17 protein-coding genes are annotated in these 19,934 nt (G+C 68.4%); 7 read left to right on the forward strand and 10 right to left on the reverse strand.

Going from position 1 to position 19,934, the window contains the following annotated elements; all coding sequences use genetic code 11:
- Nucleotides 1-63 precede the first annotated feature (63 nt).
- Nucleotides 64-1,317 (forward strand): spinster family MFS transporter, encoded by a 1,254-nt coding sequence (locus BM009_RS10220; protein WP_093295936.1) that lies wholly within the window; start codon nt 64-66, stop codon nt 1,315-1,317.
- A gap of 44 nt (nt 1,318-1,361) precedes the next feature.
- Nucleotides 1,362-1,601 carry a hypothetical protein gene (locus BM009_RS10225; protein WP_093295938.1) on the forward strand — a complete coding sequence of 80 codons (240 nt, stop codon included), beginning with the start codon at nt 1,362-1,364 and terminating at the stop codon, nt 1,599-1,601.
- Here BM009_RS10225 and BM009_RS10230 read toward each other — a convergent pair whose 3' ends face one another.
- Genes BM009_RS10230 through BM009_RS10250 form a run of 5 tightly spaced genes read right to left on the reverse strand, consistent with a single transcriptional unit; the run spans nt 1,602 to nt 7,064 of the window.
- Nucleotides 1,602-3,170, reverse strand: coding sequence for a peptide chain release factor 3 (locus BM009_RS10230; RefSeq protein WP_093295940.1), 1,569 nt, complete (start codon nt 3,168-3,170; stop codon nt 1,602-1,604).
- 37 nt (nt 3,171-3,207) lie between these two features.
- Entirely contained in the window at nt 3,208-3,516 is a 309-nt protein-coding gene (locus tag BM009_RS10235) for a type II toxin-antitoxin system RelE/ParE family toxin (protein WP_093295941.1), read from the reverse strand.
- Nucleotides 3,513-3,767 (reverse strand): ribbon-helix-helix domain-containing protein, encoded by a 255-nt coding sequence (locus tag BM009_RS10240; protein WP_093295942.1) that lies wholly within the window; start codon nt 3,765-3,767, stop codon nt 3,513-3,515. The genes BM009_RS10235 and BM009_RS10240 overlap by 4 nt, the downstream gene beginning before the upstream one ends.
- A 24-nt stretch (nt 3,768-3,791) precedes the next feature.
- Entirely contained in the window at nt 3,792-4,673 is an 882-nt protein-coding gene (locus BM009_RS10245) for an aldose 1-epimerase family protein (protein ID WP_093295944.1), read from the reverse strand.
- Nucleotides 4,674-4,730: 57 nt separating this feature from the next.
- Complete coding sequence (locus BM009_RS10250; protein ID WP_302847363.1) at nt 4,731-7,064, reverse strand: S8 family peptidase; 2,334 nt, start codon at nt 7,062-7,064, stop codon at nt 4,731-4,733.
- Between the two features lie 170 nt (nt 7,065-7,234).
- On the opposite strand from BM009_RS10250, the gene BM009_RS10260 reads away from it, so the two are divergent.
- The 4 genes from BM009_RS10260 to BM009_RS22590 all read left to right on the forward strand — a co-directional run bounded on the left by BM009_RS10260 (nt 7,235) and on the right by BM009_RS22590 (nt 9,997).
- Nucleotides 7,235-7,897 carry a pyrimidine 5'-nucleotidase gene (locus BM009_RS10260; RefSeq protein WP_093295945.1) on the forward strand — a complete coding sequence of 221 codons (663 nt, stop codon included), beginning with the start codon at nt 7,235-7,237 and terminating at the stop codon, nt 7,895-7,897.
- Nucleotide 7,898: 1 nt separating this feature from the next.
- Nucleotides 7,899-8,717, forward strand: coding sequence for a 2,3,4,5-tetrahydropyridine-2,6-dicarboxylate N-succinyltransferase (dapD, locus tag BM009_RS10265; protein WP_093295947.1), 819 nt, complete (start codon nt 7,899-7,901; stop codon nt 8,715-8,717).
- Nucleotides 8,718-8,866: 149 nt separating this feature from the next.
- Nucleotides 8,867-9,679, forward strand: a complete 813-nt coding sequence (locus BM009_RS10270) for a hypothetical protein (protein WP_093295948.1) — start codon at nt 8,867-8,869, stop codon at nt 9,677-9,679.
- 162 nt (nt 9,680-9,841) lie between these two features.
- On the forward strand, nt 9,842-9,997 hold the full coding sequence (locus BM009_RS22590; RefSeq protein ID WP_175487979.1) for a hypothetical protein: 156 nt from the start codon (nt 9,842-9,844) through the stop codon (nt 9,995-9,997).
- A 10-nt stretch (nt 9,998-10,007) separates the two neighbouring features.
- Here BM009_RS22590 and BM009_RS10275 read toward each other — a convergent pair whose 3' ends face one another.
- The 5 genes from BM009_RS10275 to BM009_RS10295 all read right to left on the reverse strand — a co-directional run bounded on the left by BM009_RS10275 (nt 10,008) and on the right by BM009_RS10295 (nt 16,332).
- The gene (locus tag BM009_RS10275; protein WP_093295950.1) at nt 10,008-10,361 is read right to left on the reverse strand and encodes a hypothetical protein; all 354 of its coding nucleotides are present in this window, start codon (nt 10,359-10,361) and stop codon (nt 10,008-10,010) included.
- 154 nt (nt 10,362-10,515) lie between these two features.
- Nucleotides 10,516-11,550 (reverse strand): aldose epimerase family protein, encoded by a 1,035-nt coding sequence (locus BM009_RS10280; RefSeq protein ID WP_093295951.1) that lies wholly within the window; start codon nt 11,548-11,550, stop codon nt 10,516-10,518.
- Complete coding sequence (locus tag BM009_RS10285) at nt 11,547-14,000, reverse strand: glycoside hydrolase family 3 protein (protein WP_093295953.1); 2,454 nt, start codon at nt 13,998-14,000, stop codon at nt 11,547-11,549. The genes BM009_RS10280 and BM009_RS10285 overlap by 4 nt, the downstream gene beginning before the upstream one ends.
- 82 nt (nt 14,001-14,082) lie before the next feature.
- The gene (locus tag BM009_RS10290; protein WP_093295954.1) at nt 14,083-14,976 is read right to left on the reverse strand and encodes an ROK family protein; all 894 of its coding nucleotides are present in this window, start codon (nt 14,974-14,976) and stop codon (nt 14,083-14,085) included.
- Between the two features lie 183 nt (nt 14,977-15,159).
- Entirely contained in the window at nt 15,160-16,332 is a 1,173-nt protein-coding gene (locus tag BM009_RS10295; protein WP_254772242.1) for an ROK family transcriptional regulator, read from the reverse strand.
- A 178-nt stretch (nt 16,333-16,510) separates the two neighbouring features.
- Between BM009_RS10295 and BM009_RS10300 the strand changes: the two genes are divergently transcribed.
- Nucleotides 16,511-19,933, forward strand: coding sequence for a glycosyl hydrolase 2 galactose-binding domain-containing protein (locus BM009_RS10300; RefSeq protein ID WP_254772243.1), 3,423 nt, complete (start codon nt 16,511-16,513; stop codon nt 19,931-19,933).
- The last annotated feature ends 1 nt before the right edge of the window (nt 19,934 follow it).

Raw genomic sequence — 19,934 nt, forward strand, 5'->3', positions numbered from 1 at the left:
GACTTCCCTCGGAACAACGAGGGCCGCTAGGCAGCGTTCACCATCTCTGGCCGAGGACCCACCATGCCCCCGCACCCCACCCGCCCCGCAACCCCACGCGGCCTCGTCCTCGCGATGCTGCTGCTGGTCTATATTTTCAACTTCCTCGACCGGCAGATCCTCTCGATCCTCGCCCAGCCGGTAAAGGCGGACCTGGGGCTCGACGATGGACAGCTCGGCATGCTGGGCGGCTTCGCCTTCGCGCTGCTCTATTCCACCCTCGCCATCCCGCTGGCGATGCTCGCCGACCGCACCAGCCGCAGCTGGGTGATCGCGGTCTCGCTCGGCATCTGGAGCGCCTTCACCGCGCTGTGCGGCACGGCGCAGCATTTCACGAGCATGTTTCTGTACCGGCTCGGCGTCGGCGTAGGCGAGGCGGGCGGGGTGGCGCCCAGCTATGCGCTGATCGCCGACGCCTATCCGGCCGAGCGCCGGTCGCGCGCGCTGTCGATCTATTCGCTGGGCATCCCGCTTGGCTCGGCGGGCGGGGCGCTGCTCGGCGGCTATATCGCGCAGACGGTGGAGTGGCGCACCGCCTTCCTCGTCGTCGGGCTGCTCGGACTGGCGATCGCGGTGCCGTTCAAGCTGCTCGTCCGCGATCCGCCGCGCGTGGCCCCCGCGAAGGACGCCATTCCCTTGTCGCACGTGTTCGGCATCCTCGCCGCCAAGCCGAGCTTCTGGCTGCTCGCCTTCGGCGCGGCGGCGGGATCGATGTGCGGATACGGCGTCGCCTTCTGGCTGCCGAGCCTGATCCTGCGCAGCTTCCGGCTCGACCTGGCCCAGGTCGGCCAGTTCTTCGGCGCGCTCGCGCTCACCGGGGGCGTGGCGGGCATCCTGCTCGGCGGCTGGCTGGGCGACCGGCTGGGCCGGCGCGATCGCAAATGGTACGCACTGGCGCCCGCCATCTGCTACGTCCTCGGCCTGCCGCTGTTCGTGGCCGGCGTGTTGGCGCAGAGCTGGCAGGCGGCCTTCCTGCTGTTCCTGGTGCCGCAAGCCTTGGTCTATGTCTGGCTGGGGCCGGTACTCACCGCCGTCCAGCATCTCGTGCCGCCGCAGATGCGCGCCACCGCCTCGGCCTCGTTCCTGCTGATCAACAACCTGATCGGGCTGGGTCTCGGCAGCTGGGTGATCGGCCTGCTCTCCAAGCAGCTGACGCCTGCGTACGGCGCCGCCGACGGCCTGCGCTACGCGATCGCGGCGGGCCTCGGCCTCTACCTCGTCGCCGGCATCCTGATGGCGCTGGCGAGCCGCCGGCTGGCGGCGGACTGGGTCGAATAGCGGCCCGATTCCCGCTTCCCCATAGTTACTTCTATAATAACCACATGAGCTATACCCCGACCGACCTCGTCAAAGCCGAGAAGAATGTGGTGCTCGCCGAGCGTCACATTGCCGCCCAGCAGGAAGTCCTCGCCATGATGCGTGCCGCCGGCACCGACACCAGCGGCGCCGAGGAGCTGCTCGCCAAGTTCGAAGCCGATCTCGGCCGTGCCGAGCGCATCCGCGACTGGATCGCCAGCGGCCTGGGCGAGCGCGGCCGCGAGCAGCAGCGCGTCGCGGCCTGATTACCGCTCGCGCGTCGCCGCGAACTTCACCTTGTTGTAGCGCTCGGCGATATAGCCGACTTCCCAGGCCGACTTGGCGAGGAAGACGGGATTGCCGTCGCGATCCTTGGCGAGCGCGCCGCGGTTGAGGTCCAGGAACTCCTTGAGCGCGGCGGCATCGTCCGACGCGACCCAGCGCGCGGTGTCATAGGGCGAAGGCTCGAGCACCGCGCCCACCTTGTACTCCGCATCCAGCCGGCTGAGCAGCACGTCGAGCTGCAGCTGGCCGACCACGCCGATGATCCAGTTCGATCCGATCTCCGGATAGAAGACCTGGATCACGCCCTCTTCGGACAGATCGTCGAGCGCCTTGCGCAGCTGCTTGGTCTTGGTCGGGTCCTTGAGTGCCACGCGGCGCAGGATTTCCGGCGCGAAGTTGGGCAGCCCGGTGAAGCGCACCCCCGCCCGCTCGGACAGCGTATCGCCCACCCGCAGCGTGCCGTGGTTGGGGATGCCGATGATGTCGCCCGGAAAGGCCTCGTCGGCCAGCTCGCGCTCGCGGGCGAAGAACAGGATCGGCGAGTGGATCGCGATGGGCTTGCCATGGCCGGTGGGCGTCAGCTTCATGCCGCGCTTGAAGGTACCCGAGACCAGCCGCATGAACGCGATGCGGTCGCGGTGGTTGGGGTCCATGTTCGCCTGGACCTTGAACACGAAGCCGGTCACCTCGTCGCGGCTCGGCTCGACCGGTGCGGGCTCGGCGGGCAGCGCATGCGGCGGCGGGGCGAATTCGGCGATCGCGGCGATCAGCGAATCCACGCCGAACTCCTTCAGCGCCGAGCCGAAGTACACGGGCGTCATGTCGCCGTTCCGGTACGCTTCGCCGTCGAACGTCTCGTAGCCAGCCTCGGCCAGCTCCACGTCTTCGCGCAGCTTGGCGAGATTGGCGGGCGAGACGATCGCATCGAGCTGCGGATCGTTGACGCCGCTGGTCTGGATCACCTTGCCATGGAATTCGCGGCTGTCGCCCTCGGGGAGCAGCAGGCGCTTGGTGGCGAGGTCGTAAATCCCCTCGAACGTGCCGCCCATGCCCACCGGCCAGGTCATCGGCACCACGTCGAGCTGGAGCAGCTCGGCCACTTCGTCCAGCGTCGCGAACACCTCGCGGCCCTCGCGATCGACCTTGTTGACGAAGGTGATGATCGGCACGTTGCGCAGCCGGCAGACCTCGAACAGCTTGCGCGTCTGGCTTTCGATGCCCTTGGCGACGTCGATCACCATCACCGCCGAGTCCACGGCGGTCAGCGTGCGGTAGGTGTCTTCCGAGAAGTCCTCGTGGCCCGGCGTGTCGAGCAGGTTGAAGGTGATGCCTTCGCGCTCGAAGGTCATCACCGAGCTGGTGACCGAGATGCCGCGCTGCTGCTCGATCTTCATCCAGTCCGAGCGCGCACGCCGGGCCTGGCCGCGCGCCTTCACTTCACCGGCAAGGTGGATTGCGCCGCCGAACAGCAGCAGCTTTTCGGTGAGCGTGGTCTTGCCCGCGTCCGGGTGCGAGATGATAGCGAACGTACGACGATCGGAGGGGGACATGCGGGTGCTTCGAACGGGAGGGGAGAATCGCGACGCCTTAGTCGGTGGCGGGGTTTTTATCCAGCAGGGAGTAGACGTCGCGCGCGCCGTGCAGGACGCGGAGGATCGTCAGCCGCTCGCCGGTTACACGGTAGTACAGACCATAGCCGCGATAGCTGCGGCGTCGAATGTCCTTCGTGCGGATGCCTTCCACCAATGGGTACCCAAGCGGGGCATCGAGCAAGGCTTCGCCCGCCGCAGTGAGTCCTTCGATGAAGCGCAGCGCCGTGGGAAGATCGTCGGCGGCAATGTGCAGGAGGATTTCGGTCAGATCATCCCGTGCGGTCTGCGACCATCGGAGAATCATGCCGCAGAGCGCTTGCCCAGCTGGCGATGCAAATGGTCGACCAGTTCGTCGGTGCCGAGGAGCCGGCCGGCCTCTTCATCGGCCGCCCCAGCTTCGATTGCAGCGTCGAGCGCGTCCAACTGCCGACTGTACTCGACGACGAGGCGGGCGCCCTCCTCCAGCAGCGCATGGCGCGATGCGAAGCGACCGCTGGCGACGAGATCGGCCACTCTTTTTTCGAGTTCTGGGCCGAGATCGACGTCCTTTGCCATGCGCAGAAGATACGCCCTCCAGCTTCACCTCGCAACGCCGACTCGATCCAGAAGCGTGACATCCATCGCGAAGCGCCGCGTCTCGCCCGGTGCCAGCCGCTGGATGCCGGGCTTGTCCCAGATCTCGCCGTCGAAGCCGGCCGGGTCGGCGATCCCCCACCAGGGCTCGACGCAGACGAAGCGCGCGCCGGGTTTGGTCCAGATGCCGAGCAGGCCGGTATCGGGGAAGCGGATGCGCAGCTGCGGGCCGTCTTCCGCGCCGTACAGCAGCCCGCGACTGGATAGCTGGTCCCAGATCAGCGCATCGGCGGTGAACAGGTCGTCGGAGAGTGGCAGCTTCTGCCCCTCTACCGGGCTTGGCCGCCGATCGGGCGCGATCCCGCCCTCGCCGATGTAGCGCAACGCGGAAAACTCGGGCGCGTCGAACAGGATGCGGTGGTCCGCACGCGCACGCCCATAGGGCAGCGGCCAGGCAAAGGCAGGGTGGAAGCCGAAGCTGGCGGGCATGTCGCGCGTATCGCGGTTGGTCACCGCGATCTCGATCCACAGCGTGGTGTCATCCAGCCGATAGGTGGCATCGAGCGTGAAGGCGAAGGGATAGACGGCGCGGGTCTCGGCATCGTCCTGCAGCCGGAAGGTCGCCCGATCCGCGCCGTGTTCGACCAGGACGAAGTCACGACGCCGGGCGAAGCCGTGCTGCGGCAGGCTATAGTCCTGGCCATCCAGCCGATAGCGATCGCCCACCAGCCGCCCGACGATCGGAAACAGCAGCGGCGCGTGGCCCGACCAGAAGGCGGGATCGCCATCGGTCATCAGCTCGCGCCCGGCAGGGTCGCGCAGCGACGAGAGCTCGGCCCCGTGCGGGTTGATCGCGGCGGTCAGCCGCGCGCTGGCAATCTCGATCATACCGTCTCCCCTGGCAGCCTGTCCGCCCTACAGGCGCGCCGCCGCCAGGGGAAGCCGTCAGAAGCCCCAGCTCAGCCGCACCGCGCCGCCCAGGTCGCTTGGCATCGCGGCGATGTTGCCCGGCTGGCGGCGGAGGAACAGGTTGCTGCTCACATCGCCGTCCGCGAAGCGCCAGTGATAGCGGAGCTCGTAATCGATCTCGCGGCCGACGGGCGCGAGGTTGATCCGCTCGCTGCTCCAGCTGGTGACGCTCAGCGTCCCATAGTCCCAGCCCTGCGGCAGGGTGAGGCCGATGCCGCCGCGCGCAACCCGCAGCGGCTGGGCGACCCGCAGGCCGATCGAGTCGCTGCCGAACAGCCCGTCCTTGCCGATGTCTGCCGCCCAGGCATTGGTGCGGATCAGGCCCGCGCCCTGGATGCCTTCGCGCAACCGCACATTGGTCCAGCCCTGGCGGAGCGACCCGCCGAGGCTGAGGCCCAGGCCCAGATCCCAGCGCACGCCCAGATCGGCGAACAGGCTGGTCGCCCGCGCCGCGCCGAGGCCCGCGCTGAACCGCGCGCCGAGCACGGTATTGTCCTCGGAAAGGCGGGTGACGCCGACACTGGCGTTGAGCCCGCCGAAGCGACGGTCCACTGCTACGGTGCTGCGATCATAGCCGAAGCGCAGCCAGCGCGCCTGCAAGGCCGCCGCGTCGCCCGCGCGCTGGCTCAGCACGTCGCCCACTTCGCTGGCGACGGTCAGCCCCCAGCGGCCGATCGCCTGGCGCACCGCCGCCGATCCGCCGACATCGGTATCGAAGCCGGCATTGCTCAGCGGATCGCGCGCGATCAGGAAGGCGGGATCGTCGCGACCCGCGAGCTGCGCGGTCAGCACGTTGCCGGTCTGCGAGGCGCCGAAGGCAAACTGCGCCTTGGCGCCCAGGCGGCCGCTCACCGTCGTCGCCAGCATCCGCGCCACGCCCGCGTCGCGGCTGGTGATGCCGAGCCGTTCGATCCGCACCGAATCGACGGTGGGGACCAGCGACACGGCAACGCGCATCTGGTCGCCGCCTACCGAGAAGCTGCGGTCCCGCGTAGCCATCAGCGCCGGCAGGTTGCGCGACAGGCTCTGGCGCTGGAAGCTGTTGGTGATCGTCGTCGCGTAGGCGCGGCCGAACGAGTCGAGCGCCGCCATGCCCAGCGCACCCTGGCTGGCATCGCCCATCGGGCCGCTCAGCGTGCCGTTGATCGTCGGCGAAATCACTGCGCTCGTTCCTGCCACCGACATGGTGCCGACCGGCTGGAACGCGCGGGTGAGATCGAGCACGCCGCGGCCATAGATCGCATCGACGCCCGCATCGCCCGCGTCGCGAGCGGTGGCATAGAGCAGGTCGACGATCTGCTTGCCGGTCAGGTTCGGAAAGGCCTGGGCGAGCAGCGCGATTGCGCCGGTGATCTGCGGCGCCGAGAAGGACGTGCCCGACCAGATATAGGCGGTGTTGTTAGCATCGGGCGCGCGCACGCCCTCGCCGACGGCGGCGAGATACACGCTGGCTGCGGAGCCGGCGCGGTTGGAGAAGCTGGAGATTGCATCGCTGGCATTCACCGAACCGGCGATGATCACCAGCCCGCGTGAAATCGCCGCATTGGTCGCCGCGCTGGTGAAGGCGTCCGGATTCGCCGCGCCGTCATTGCCGGCAGCGATCACCACGATCACCCCCGCCGCGGTTGCGCGGTCGATCGCGGAGGCGAGTGCCGACGACGCAGAATCGCCGCCGAGCGAGATGTTGACGACGCGCGCCCCTGCCTGCCGGCCGCGGTCGAGTCCCTGGGCGATGGCGGTGTCGGAGAATTTGCAGGTGCCGGTGTCCGTGCCGTTGCAGGTGCCGGGTTGGTCGGCGCGCTCGACGACGAGCTGCGAATTGAACGCCACGCCCTGCGTGCCGGAATCGTTGCGCCGCCCGGCGATGGTGAAGGCCACCGCGGTGCCGTGGCCGCCGACATCGTCGACCGTCCCGTTGCCGCCCGGATCGCTGGAGCTGGCGAGAATACGGCAGGTGCCGGTGCCGAGCCCGCCCGAACAGTCGCCGAACTCGGCGCTCTGCACGTCGATGCCCGAATCGATCACGCCCACCTTGATGCCGCTGCCGGTCGCGCCATTCTTGTAGGCGATCAGCGCGTTCATCGAGACGGCGCCCACCGTCGTGCGATACTCGGTCGTGTCGTAATTGGTGGTCGGCACCGGCGTGGGCGTCGGAGTCGGCGTGGGGACGGGCGTCGGAGTCGGCGTGGGCGCCGGTGCCGGTATCTGCGCGGGCGCCGGTGCGGGCGCAGGCGTGCTCGCGATACCGCCGCCGCCACCGCCGCTGCACGCGCCCAGCGCCACGAGGCCGCCGAGCGCCGCCGTGTGCATCCATCCTACGCGCAATGCCACTCGCATACCGAAACCCTCGTGTCAGGAGGGTCTCCACGTACGCCCAGAGTGGTTTTTTTTGGGTTTACCCGCGCGCCGGGGATGTCCGGAAACCGCGCGGCGTGCTCGGCGCTTGCGGCGGCGGGGGGCACCTCCTACACGCGCCGGCGATGCTCGCCTCGCTCTCGCACGTCCGCAACTGGATCTTCGATCTGGATAACACGCTCTATCCCGCGAGCGCCAACCTGTTCGCGATGATCGACGCGCGGATCGGGGAGTATGTCCAGCGCCTGCTCCATTGCTCGCCCGAAGAGGCGCACAAGGTGCAGAAGGCCTATTTCCACGCGCACGGCGCCACGCTGTACGGGCTGATCCAGGAGCACGGCACCGACCCCCACGACTATCTCGATTATGTCCACGACGTGGACATGAGCGTGCTGGAGCAAAATGAGGCGCTTATCGAGGCGCTGGCCCGCCTTCCCGGCCGCAAGCTGATCTTCACCAATGGCGATGCGCCCTATGCGCAGAAGGTGCTCGACAAGCTGGGCCTGGGCGAGACGTTCGAGGCAATCCACGACATCCACGCCACGAGCTACCGCCCCAAGCCCGAGCCCTCGGCCTATCAGGGCCTGTGCGAAGCCTATGGCCTCGATCCCCACGCCTCGCTGTTCGTCGAGGACATGGCGCGCAACCTGGGGCCGGCCAAGGCGATCGGCATGACCACTGTCTGGATCGACAATGGCTCGGAACAGGCGCCGGACGCCGACCGCAGCTTCATCGACTACACCATCACCGATCTCGGAGCCTGGCTCCACAGCATCTTGGAGAGCTGACATGACCGATCTCGCCGCGACGATCGACGCCGCCTGGGAAGACCGCGCGAACCTGAGCTTCGCCACCGAAGGCGCGGTGCGCGAAGCCGTGGCCGAAGCGCTGAACCTGCTCGATCGCGGCGAAGCCCGCGTCGCCGAGCCGGTGGACGGCGGCTGGCAGGTCAGCCAGTGGCTCAAAAAGGCGGTGCTGCTCAGCTTCCGCCTCAACGACAATGTCGTGGTGCCCGGGCCCGAAGGCACTGCCTGGTTCGACAAGGTGCCGTCGAAGTTCACCGGCTGGGGCGAGGCCGCCTTCCGCGACGCCGGCTTCCGCGCGGTGCCGGGCAGCATCGTCCGCCACGGCGCGCACATCGCCAAGGGCGCGGTGCTGATGCCCAGCTTCGTCAATATCGGCGCCTATGTCGGCGAGGGCACCATGGTCGATACCTGGACCACCGTCGGCAGCTGCGCGCAGATCGGCAAGAACGTCCACCTCTCGGGCGGCGTCGGCATCGGCGGCGTGCTTGAGCCGCTGCAGGCCGATCCGGTGATCATCGGCGACGGCGCCTTCATCGGCGCGCGTTCGGAAGTGGCCGAAGGCGTGCGCGTCGGCGAAGGCGCGGTGCTGTCGATGGGCGTCTATCTCGGCGCCTCGACCAAGATCGTCGATCGCGCGACCGGCCAGGTCTATCGCGGCGAAGTGCCGCCCTATGCGGTGGTGGTGCCCGGCACGCTGCCCTCCGAGGACGGAAAGCCCGGCCTCTACTGCGCGGTGATCGTCAAGACGGTCGACGCGCAGACCCGCAGCAAGACCGGGATCAACGAGTTGCTGCGCGACTGATTGTTGCAGGGGCCGTTACAAAGGCGGCGGGAATGCGGAATGCCGACATGCTTTCGCCCCACTCCCGCCGCCACGGCCAAGGTGTATAGCGACCACGTCGACGGCCCCGGATTCCCCGGATTCGCCCCTTCCTGAGTGTCCCGCGCGCCATGCTGTCCACCACGTCCGCTTCGCCCGTGCGCCGGCTGCGCGTCTCGCTGCGCGGGCGTACGGTCGCGATCCTGCTGGCGCTGGCGATCGAGCTGCTGATCGCGCTGATGCTGCTGTGGATGGTGCCGCGGGTTACGCCCAAGGAAAAGCCGAAGACGGTGGTGTTCGGCATCGAGGCTTCGGAAGGCGAACAGGCTCCCGCCCAGAAGGACGCCGCCAAGGCCCCCGAAAAGGCCCGCAGGCGCGCCGGCGAAAAGGCGGAGGCGCAGCAACCCACGCCGCCCACCGCCGCGCTGCCCCCGCCCCCGGTCACGCCGCCCGTGTCCAGCGGCCCGCCCAGCTTCATCGTGATGAGCCGCCGCGACTATGCCGCGACCGACATCGCCAAGGCACCCGCCGCGCAGTCCGGCGACCAGGGCAATACCCAGAGTGCCGACGCCGGCGGCGGCAGCGGTGCCGACGATACGCCGCGCGCCGGCACGGGGCCGCATGGCGAGACGCTGTATGCGGCTGATTGGTATCGCCGCCCGACCAATGCGCAGCTCTCCCCCTATCTGCCGCAGCGCGCGCTGGGCCGCGAAGGCTGGGGCGAAGTCGCCTGCCGCACGATCGAGCGTTATCAGGTGACCGATTGCCAAGAGCTTGGCGAATTCCCCCGCGGGTCGGGCTATGCCGGCGCGGTGCGCCAGGCCGCATTCCAGTTCCGGGTGAAGGCGCCGCGGGTGAACAGCCGGTTGCTGGTCGGCAGCTGGGTGCGGATCCGCATTACCTATTCGCAGCGCGAGGGCGGCGATGGTGGGGACGCCGACTAGCCGACCAGCAGGAGCGCGCTGATCCCGCGCACCCTATGTTGCCCGTTGTACGGATACATACCGCACATCGTATGGGTTTTGTTTGGCATTGATATGTGCGAGAGCGCTGCCCCACGAGCCGGGATGGCCCGACTCAGGCACAGCGCAGGTCAGGTGGCAGCAATGATTTGGGTTCCGATTCTCCTGGGCACGTTCAAGCTGGTCGTGTTCGGCACGGGCATGTTCTTCGCCATCAAGTGGCACTACGACCAGGGCAAGAAGAAGAAGGAAGAGGACGCCCGCCGCGCCGCCGAGGCCGCGCTCGAAGAAACCGAGTAACGCGCGAGCGTCAGTCCGCCGCGGGCTCCTCCGCCGCGAGGCGCGCCAGCCAGGCCTGGGCTTGCTTGGGCTCGCCGACCGCCGACGGCCCGACCGCGCCGCGGGCGGCGAGAAATTCCTGCTGGAGCGCGTACGGCGGCAGGCCAAGCCGATCGCGCGCGGCGTCGATTTCCTCGCCCAGTTCGGCCAGGTGATCGAGGGTCGGGCGGATCGCTGCGCGGGCGTGCCGGTCCTTCTGGTGGTCGAACAGCCCCCATTTGCCCGCCGCGGTGCGCTCCAGCGCTTCGATCAGCGCGGCGCGATATTCCGCCTCGAGTTCGATGCGCCGGGTGTCGAGCTTTTCGAGGCGATCCGCTTTTGCCATGCGGGGGCTGTATCGGGGACGGGCGCACGGAACAACCTCTAGCCCCTCCTCCTTGGAGGAGGGGTTGGGGTGGAGGGATTCCAGAACGCGCGTTGGTCTCGGTGAGACACAGCCCCACCCCAACCCCTCCCCTGAAGGGGAGGGGCTTAACACGTCAGCCGAACGCCTCTTCCGCACCCCCGGCCGTGCGGAAGCGGAACGCCATGCTGTGCCGGTACGTCTCCCCCGCCTCCACCCGGGCGCTCGGGAAGCCCGGCTGATTGGGACTGTCGGGAAATTTCTGCGGCTCCAGGCAGAGCCCGCCGCGCTTCGGATACACGCCGCCACCGGTCCCCGGGGCGCCATCGGCGAGGTAGTTGCCCGAGTAGAACTGCACCCCCGGCTCGGTCGAATGCACCTCCAGCACGCGACCCGACTCGGGATCGAACAGCGTCACGATCCGGCGCTCGAAGCCGGCCGGGCCATCCAGCACGAAGTTGTGATCGTAGCCCTGCCCGAGCGCGAGCTGCGCATCCGCTGCATCGATGTCGCGGCCGATCGGTTTCGGGGCTCGGAAGTCGAACGCGCCGCCGTCCACCGGCGCCAGTTCCCCTGTCGGCATCAGCGCCTCGTTCACCGGGGTGATCGCGCTCGCGGGAATTTGCAGCAGATGGTCGAGCACCGTCGACCCGCTGCCTTCCCCGGCCAAGTTGAAGTACGCATGCTGGGTCAGGTTGACGACGGTCGCCCGGTCCGCCGTGGCGGTGAAGCGCACCGCGAGCCCGTCGTCCTCCAGCGCATATTCCACGCGGGCGACCAGATCGCCGGGGAAGCCGTTCCAGCCATGCGGCGTGTCGAGCCGGAAGGTGACCGCGCTGTCGCTGCGCACCTCCACCGTCCAGAATTGCTGGTCGAACCCGTCCGGCCCCGAATGGAGGCTGTTGCCATTCTCGTTGGTGGTCAGCTGGAAAGTCTCGCCGTCCAGCGTGAAGCGGCCGCCGGCGATGCGATTGGCGTAGCGCCCCGCCACCGCGCCATAATAGCGCGGCGGCTGGCGGCGATAATCCTCGAGGTCGGCATAGCCGAGCACCACGTTCTCGGCGCGGCCGTGCTGATCGGGCACCTCCAGCCGATGGAGCGTCGCGCCCAGGGTGAGGAACTGCGCGCGGAACGCCCCGCGCGCAATCTCGACGACCTTGATCACGCTCATTGGCCCGGGCAGACCGAATTATTGGGATCGGACACGATCTTCGCCTCGGCCAGCGAGAGCGTGAAGGGCCCGTTCGCCTGCAGCACGATCGGCGCGTTCACCTTGGTCACGTCGACTCCGTTCTTCTGATAGCATTTCAGCAGCACGTTGACGGTCTGCCAGCCGCTCTTGCCGGTAAACAGGCTGGTCGCGTCGATCGTTCCGGTGTTCTTGCCGCCTTCCATCGACAGCCGCACCGGACCGGTGGGCGCCGCATCGACGCGGTAGACGAGGCGCAGCGACAGGTCGCCATTGGTCTCACGGCTGAGGTCGAGGTCGCTGCCGCCGATCCGCAGCGTCGCCGGTCCCGCGGGCCAGGTGAGCTGCTGCGCGCCTTCCTGCGTCGCCGGGCCGTCGACGGTCTTGCGGGTGATCTTGCTGTCGGTGGCGAAGGAGAAGGGTGCCGGCGCGACCCCCTTGGCGAAGAAAATGCTGGTGTTGGCCAGCGAAGCATCCACGCCCGAGACTTCGCTGAGCGCACCAACCGTGCCCGGCTTGGCATAGCTGAGCCCATAGCCGAAGGCGAAGAGCGGGTCATAGCCCGGCTCGCCGCGGTTGAGGGTGAACTGCCCGGCGGTCTTGGGCCAGCTGAACGAGAGTTTGCCGGTGAAGTCGCGGCGCGGCTTGCCGGCCTTGTCGCCGATCAGCACGTCCGCCACGCCCGCACCTTCGCTGCCCGGCAGCCAGGCGGCGACGAAGGCGTCCGAGGCGTTGAGCTCGGGGTTCACCCAGAGCGGACGGCCCGACAGGAACACCGAGACGACCGGCACGCCCGCCGCCTTGAGCTTCTTGAGCAGCGCCAGCGCCTGCTTGTCGCCCGGCTGGAATTCCAGCGTGCGCACGTCGCCGCGCATCTCGGCATAGGGCTCCTCACCGAACACGACGATGGCGACATCGGGCTTGCTCGTGAAGCTGCCGTCGGCAGACAGCGTCGCGGTGCCGCCGCCTGCCTTCACCGCCGCCTGGATGCCGGCGAAGATCGTCTCGCCATTGGGGAACATGTCGTTCGGATTGCCGTCGCCCTGCCAGCTGAGCGTCCAGCCGCCCGATTGCTGCGCCATCGAATCGGCGCCCGGCCCTGCGACCAGTACATTGGCGCTCGCCTTCACCGGCAGCACGCCGCTGTTCTTGAGCAGCACCAGCGATTCCGCCACCGCTTGCCGCGCGATCGCGCGATGCTCGGCCGCGCCGACCAGATCGGCCTTGCTCTCATAGGGGCGGGCGGCGTTGAACAGGCCCATCTGCACCTTCACGCGCAGGATGCGGCGCACCGCATCGTCCACCCGCGCCATCGGGATCGTGCCGTCCTTCACATGCGCGATGGTCGATTCGTAGAGCCCCTTCCAGCTATCCGGCGCCATCGCCATGTCGAGCCCGGCGTTGAACGTCGCAGCGCAATCGGTAGGCGTGCAGCCCGGCACCTGGGCATGGCCGTTCCAGTCGCCGACGACGAAGCCGTCAAAGCCCATCCTGCCCTTCAGCACATCGGTGAGCAGCGACTTGTTGCCGTGCATCTTCACGCCGTTCCAGCTGCTGAACGAGGCCATCACGGTCATCGTGCCGGCATCGATCGCGCCCGGATAGCCGGCATTGTGGATGCGGATCAGCTCGTCTTCGGAGACGCGGGTATCGCCCTGGTCCTGCCCGCCGAAGGTGCCGCCGTCGCCGAGGAAATGCTTGGCGGACGCCGCGACATAGCCCTTCTGGAGCCGGTCCTTGGTGCCCGGTGCGCCCTGCAGGCCGCGGATCATCGCGCCGGCATAGCTGCGGACGACCTCGGGTTCCTCCGAATAGCCCTCATAGGCGCGGCCCCAGCGCTCGTCCTGCGGGACGGCGAGCGTCGGCCCGAAGGCCCAGTCGATCCCGACCGAGCTCGTCTCCTCGGCGGTCGCGCGGCCGATCTTCTCCATCAGCGCCGGGTCGCGCATCGCGCCAAGGCCGACATTGTGCGGGAAGAGCGTCGCGCCGACGACATTGTTGTTGCCGTGGACCGCGTCGATGCCGAACATGATCGGGATCGCGACATGGGCACCCTTTCGGGCGAGCGCGGCCTTCTGGAAGGCCTGCGCCGTCGCCAGCCACGGCCCGCGCGGGCTGCGATCGGGCGCGCCGAGCGGCGGCGAGCTGCCGCCCGCAAGGATCGAGCCGAGCGGATAAATCGCCAGATCCTCGGGCTTGATGGCGCCGATATCGGCCTGGATCATCTGGCCGACCTTCTCCTCCAGCGTCATCTTCGCCATCAGGTCGGTGACGAACTTCTCGGTGGCGGGATCGATCAGGCCCTGGCTCTTCGCCGCCGGCCACTTTTCGGGATGGGCGAAACCGGACAACGCTGTCGGCGCCTGCTGCGCGCACGCGGGCGCGGCGGCGAGGATGGTGGTTGCCAATAGCAGCTTCAGGCCTGCGGACATGTCTCTCTCCCCTAACGGTGTTGGGGTGGCGATACCGCAGGACCCGCGCCCAAGTCCATGCGCCGGCCAAACTTTGCGCGCGCTAGTTGCCCTGTGCTTGCAAGGCCATCGCGATCGGCCCCATCGGCCCGGCCTGGTCGCCGAGCGCTGGCGACACGATGTACGGCGCAGGCGGCACCGTCAGATAGCCGGCAATGCTCTCGCGCAGCAGCGGGTCGATACGGGCAAGCAGGTGCGGCTGGCGCTGCATCACCCCGCCACCGATCGCGATCCGCTGCGGCCCGGCGGTGGCGACCATGGTGTGGCAAAGCAGCGCGATCGCCGAGGCGACGCGGTCCCACACGACATGGTTCTCGCCGACGCTGTCGACCGGCTGGTCGCCCAGCGCCGCGCGAACGCCGGTGCCCGAGGCGAGGCCCTCGATGCAGTCTTCATGGAAGGGGCAGCCGCTCGGCGCGGTGTCGGCCGGCAGGCGCGGCACGCGGATATGGCCCATTTCGCAATGGCCGATGCCACGCGTCGGCTTGCCATTGATCACCAGCCCCACGCCCACGCCGGTGCCGACGGTGACATAGGCGAAGTCGCTGAGCCCCTGCCCCGCGCCCCAGCGCATCTCGGCGAGCGCCGCACCATTGACGTCGGTGTCGAACGCCATCGGCACCGCGAAAGGTGCGGCCAGGCGGCGGGCGACGTCGGTGCCGCTCCAGCCAGGCTTCGACGTGGTGAGGATATGGCCGAACTGCGCATTGGCGGGGTCGAGGCACACCGGCCCGAAGCTGGCGATACCGAGCGCGGCAAAGCCCTGCGTGCCCCACCAGCCGCCCAGCACCGCTTCCAGTGCCGCGAGCGTCTTCTCGGGCGCCTCGGTCGGCACGGTCTCCTGCGCGAGGATTCGATCGGGCCCGTGCGCGAGGGTGAGGATGCACTTGGTGCCGCCGAGCTCGATGCCGGCTACGGGAAGCGTTGCGGTCGACATCAGCGGCGGACGCCCCGCGCTGGCTGGTTTCCCATGCGATCGATCGCCACCGACATTCCTCCCCGACGGGCCGGCAGCACGCCGGTCTGTTCCTGAACCATCGCGCCACGCGCGCGGCCCTTCCTCTGCCCCGCGCGGCCGCAAGGCACAAGATTAAAGTTATTCAGTTGATTTAATGAACGGTCAAGCCATGGCGGTGGCGCCGTCAGCACTGTCCTTCCACAGGGCGCTGCTCTTCGGCAGGAGGAAATAGCTGAACGGCAGGATCGCCGCGCCCACCGCCGGCGCATCCGCGGAAAGCTGCGCCCGCGCGATCGGCGCCAGCGCGGGCGCGTCGCCTCCCTGCTCCGCCAGCAGGGCATTGGCGCGTTCAGCCAGCCGGTCGACATGGCGGCGGGGCAGGCGACCACCGATCAGCACCGCTTCGGGGTTGATCAGGCAGTTCACCGCCAGCAGCGGCGCGACCAGCAGCCGCGCAGCCTCCTCGATCCAGGCATCGACCACGGCTTCGAGCCTTGGATCCCCGCCGTCGCAGGTCAGCATGTCCTGCACGCTGTACCCCGCCGCCTCGAGCGGCGCCGCGAGACCCGAAAGCGAGACATGCGCCTGGATCTGGCGGACCACGCCGTCGGGATCGCGGTGCGTCAGGAAGCCCAGCTCGCCGCTACGCCCGCTCGCGCCGCGGAAATAATTGCTGTCGATCACCAGTCCGCCGCCCAGCGCCGACGAGATCAGGATGTAGAAGAAGCTCGAATGCTGGAGGCCCAGGCCGAGTTGCAACTCGCCCATCGCGGCGGCAGCCGCGTCGTTCTCGACGAACACCGGCACGTCCAGCGGCCAGGAAAGCAGCTCCGCCAGATCGGTCTGCTCCCAACGACGATACGCGTCGGGCTTGCCCGGCAACTCGATCAGGCCGAGATCGTCCGGACTGGCGACGCCGAGGCCGACGATCCGGGCGGGATCTACGCCTGCCGAGGCGAGCAGCATCTCCACCTCGCCACGATAGAAGTCCGCTACCTGCTCGGGCAGTGCGAAGTCGATCTCGCGGCTGGCGCGGGCGACGGTTTCGCCAAGAAAGTCGACCAGCACCAGCGTGACATGGTCGCGATCGATGTTGAGGCCCAGCGAATAGCAGGCCTGGGGATTGATGATCAGGTTGGTCGGCGGCTGGCCGCGCCCGCCGAAGCGTCGCCCGGCCTCCTGGATCAGCCCGTCGGCGAGCAGCCGCTTGGTGATGTTGGCGATCGCCGCGGCGGTGAGGCCGGTGATCCGGGCGAGATCGACCCGCGTCAGCGACCCATTGGCACGAATGGCATGGAGGGTGACGCGCTGGTTATGGTCCGCGGCGCGTTCCAAATTGGTCCCGGAAAGGCGGATTGGAGGGCGGCCGCTACTCATCTTGATTGCGATAACAGTCGATTTGCGGCCACGGTGCAAGCATGGAACCGTTCTCGCCGGTTGAATTGCAAAATTTGGTGAATAAAACCCGGTCGCCGACTTGGTTTGCCCGGTGCAGTTTTGGGGAAGATATCCGATGCGCAGTTTCACCCATGCGATGCTGGCCGGTGCCGCGCTGCTCGCCATTTCCGTCGTCCAGGCGGCCGAGCCGGACAATGCCGGGCCCTATAACGCCAGCTTCCTCGCCGGCGGAATCGGCATCGACCGACCGCTGAGCGGTGCCGACGCACTGCTCCGCTCGGGCGCGCCGGTGACGCTGTCGGCCTGGGTGAAGCCCGATGTCGTGCCGCAGGGCGTGGCGACGCTGATCGCGTTCGGCGATCCCGCCGGCGATTGCCGCTGCCTGGGCCTGCGCAACGGCGCGCTGCACTTCTTCGGCAGCGGCAATGCGGTGAACAGCACGCCCAAGCTCGTCGCCGGGCGCTGGAGCCATGTCGCCGCGGTGATCGAGGGCGGCCGGGTGCGGCTCTATCTGGACGGCAAGCAGGTCGGCGAAGGCGCGCTCAACGGATCGACGGTCGCATCGCGCATCGCGCTGGCGCCGGTCACCCCTGGCCAGCCGCACTTCGGCGGGTCGCTGGTACAGGCGCAGCTGCGCGGCGTCGCGCTGGGCGCGACCGAGGTGCAGGGCGAGGCCGCCGCCCCGCCCGCCTTCGAGCTGGTCCAGATGTGGCAGGTCGGCGTCGGCTGGAATCTGCAGAAAACCGCCAATATCGGCATGACGCGCCAGCAGGATCCCTGGACGCTGCCGCAGAGCGACACCGCCTATACGCCCCCGGTCGCCAAGCCGGTGCCGGCATTGCCAAGCCTCGCCCCGGCGGGGCCGCTGCGCTGGCAGATCAACGGCTGGCAGCTCGCCGCAGCCCCTGGGGTGCCTGCCGACGGTGCGGCACTGTCCAGGCCCGGCAAGCCCGAAGGCACCTGGTACGCGGCCACGGTGCCCGGCACGGTGCTGACCACGCTGGTCGATCGCGGCGTCTATCCCGATCCCTATTATGGGCTGAACAACCTCAAGATCCCCGAGAGCCTCGCCCGGCAGGACTATTGGTACCGCACCAGCTTCACCGTGCTTGCCGAAGCGGCCGGCAAGCGGCTGACGCTGGTGTTCGGCGGCATCAACTATGCCTCCGAAGTGTGGGTCAACGGCCAGCGCCAGGGGGAGACGCGCGGCGCCTTCATCCGCGGCCAGTTCGAGATCACGCCTGCCGCCGGCGAAAACGTCGTCGCCGTGCGCGTCTCCCCTCCGCCGCACCCCGGCATCCCGCACGAGCAGTCGATCAAGGCCGGTGTCGGCGAGAATGGCGGCCAGCTCGCGATCGACGGCCCCACCTTCGTCGCGACCGAAGGCTGGGACTGGATCCCCGGCATCCGCGATCGCAATACCGGCATCTGGCGCCCGGTCGAGCTGGTCGCCACCGGCGACGTCAAGATCGGCGACCCGCATGTCGTGACCGACCTGCCGCTGCCGCGCACCGACAGCGCCGATGTCTACATCACCGTGCCGTTCGAGAATCGCGCCGCCACCGCCCAGCAAGTGACGGTCCGCGCGGCGTTCGACGATGTGACGGTGGAGAAGACCATCACCGCGCAGCCCGGCCGGGGCGAAGTCCGCTTCACGCCGTCCGAGTTCCGTCAGCTTACCGTCCGCAATCCGAAGCTGTGGTGGCCGAACGGCTATGGCGACCCCGCGCTGCACGATCTGAAGATCGACCTCGCCGCCAGCGGCCAGCCGAGCGACACGCGCGCCCTCCGCTTCGGCATTCGCGAAGTGAGCTACGATCTCTCGCTGTTCGACCATCTCGGCCAGCTTCGCCGGGTGAACGTGCAGACCACCGACGGCGGCCTGGCCGGCCAGCAGCTGATCGACGTGCGCCACGAGGCGCTGAAGCGCAGCCCCACCGGCTGGGCGGAGTCGCTCACGCCCGCAGGCGAAACCTCCAAGGCGGTCACCGCGATTCCCGACGAGACCCTGCCCGAGCCGCATCTCGTGCTCCGCGTCAACGGCGTGAAGATCGCCGCGCGTGGCGGCAACTGGGGCATGGACGATGCGATGAAGCAGGTCAGCCGCGCGCGGCTCGCCCCTTATTTCCGCCTCCAGCGCGAGGCGCACATGAACATCATCCGCAACTGGATGGGCAACAACGACGAAGAGGAATTCTACGAACTCGCCGACGAGAACGGCATGATGGTGCTCAACGATTTCTGGCAGTCGACCCAGAATTTCCAGGTCGAGCCGGACGATGCCGCACTGTTCCTCGCCAATGCGCGCGACGTGGTGGCGCGCTATCGCAACCATCCCTCGATCGTCGTCTGGTTCGGCCGCAACGAAGGCGTGCCCTATCCCACGCTCAACGAGGGGCTCGACAAGCTGATCCGCGAGCTGGACGGCACCCGCTGGTACACCGGCAGCTCGAACGAGGTGAACCTGCAGGGTTCGGGCCCGTACAACTACCGCAAGCCCGAAGGCTATTTCACCGATCTCGCCACCGGCTTCTCGGTCGAGACCGGCACCCCCTCGCTTTCCACGCTGGAGTCCGTCGCCGCGACGATGCCGGCCAAGGATCGCTGGCCGCTGTCGGACACGCTTGCCTATCACGACTGGCATTTCGGCGGGAATGGCGACACCAAGACCTTCATGGCCGCGCTCACCGGCATGTTCGGCCAACCGCTGAGCTTCGAGGATTTCGAGCGCAAGGCGCAGATGATGAACCTCGAGACGCACAAGGCGATGTTCGAGGGGTTCCTGGGCCATCTCTGGACCAAGAACAGCGGGCGCCTGCTGTGGATGACCCACCCGGCCTGGCCGTCCAACACCTGGCAGATCTACAGCTGGGATTACGATACCCAGGCCTCCTATTACGGCGCCAAGAGCGCGGCCGAGCCGGTGCACATCCAGCTCAACCTGCCGGACAACCGCCTGGTGGTGCTCAACACCACCCGCGACGATCTGCGCGGGCTCACCGCCAAGACGCGCGTCGTCAGCCTCGACAATGTCCAGCTGTTCGCCCGCACCGACAAGGTCGACGCGCGCGCCAACCGGGTGACCACGCTGGACGACGTGCCGCTCGACCGGCTCTATGCCGCGAGCCCGATGCTGCTCGTCGAGCTGACGCTCACAGACGCCAAGGGCACCCAGCTCTCGCGCAACTTCTACTGGCGGGGCCGAGACGACACCGCCTATCGCGCGCTGGAGAGCCTCGCCTCGGTGCCGCTGGACGTGCAGGCGAGCACGCCCAAGGTAGAGGGCGAGGACAAGGTGATCGCCGTCACCGTATCGAACAAGAGCAACGTGCCGGTGCTCAACGCGAAGCTCACGTTGGTCGATGCCGAGGGCAAGCGCATCCTGCCGGCCTTCTACAGCGACAATTACGTCTCGCTGCTGCCGGGCCAGCACCGCGTGCTGAGCGTGCGCTATCCGGCGAGCGTGACAGCGGCGGCGCACCTCGCGGTGCGGGGGTGGAACGTCAACGCGGCGAACGTCGCGGCGACGGGGAAGTAAG

This window comes from Sphingomonas sp. NFR04, assembly GCF_900114095.1.
In the GTDB taxonomy this organism is placed as follows: Bacteria; Pseudomonadota; Alphaproteobacteria; order Sphingomonadales; family Sphingomonadaceae; genus Sphingomonas.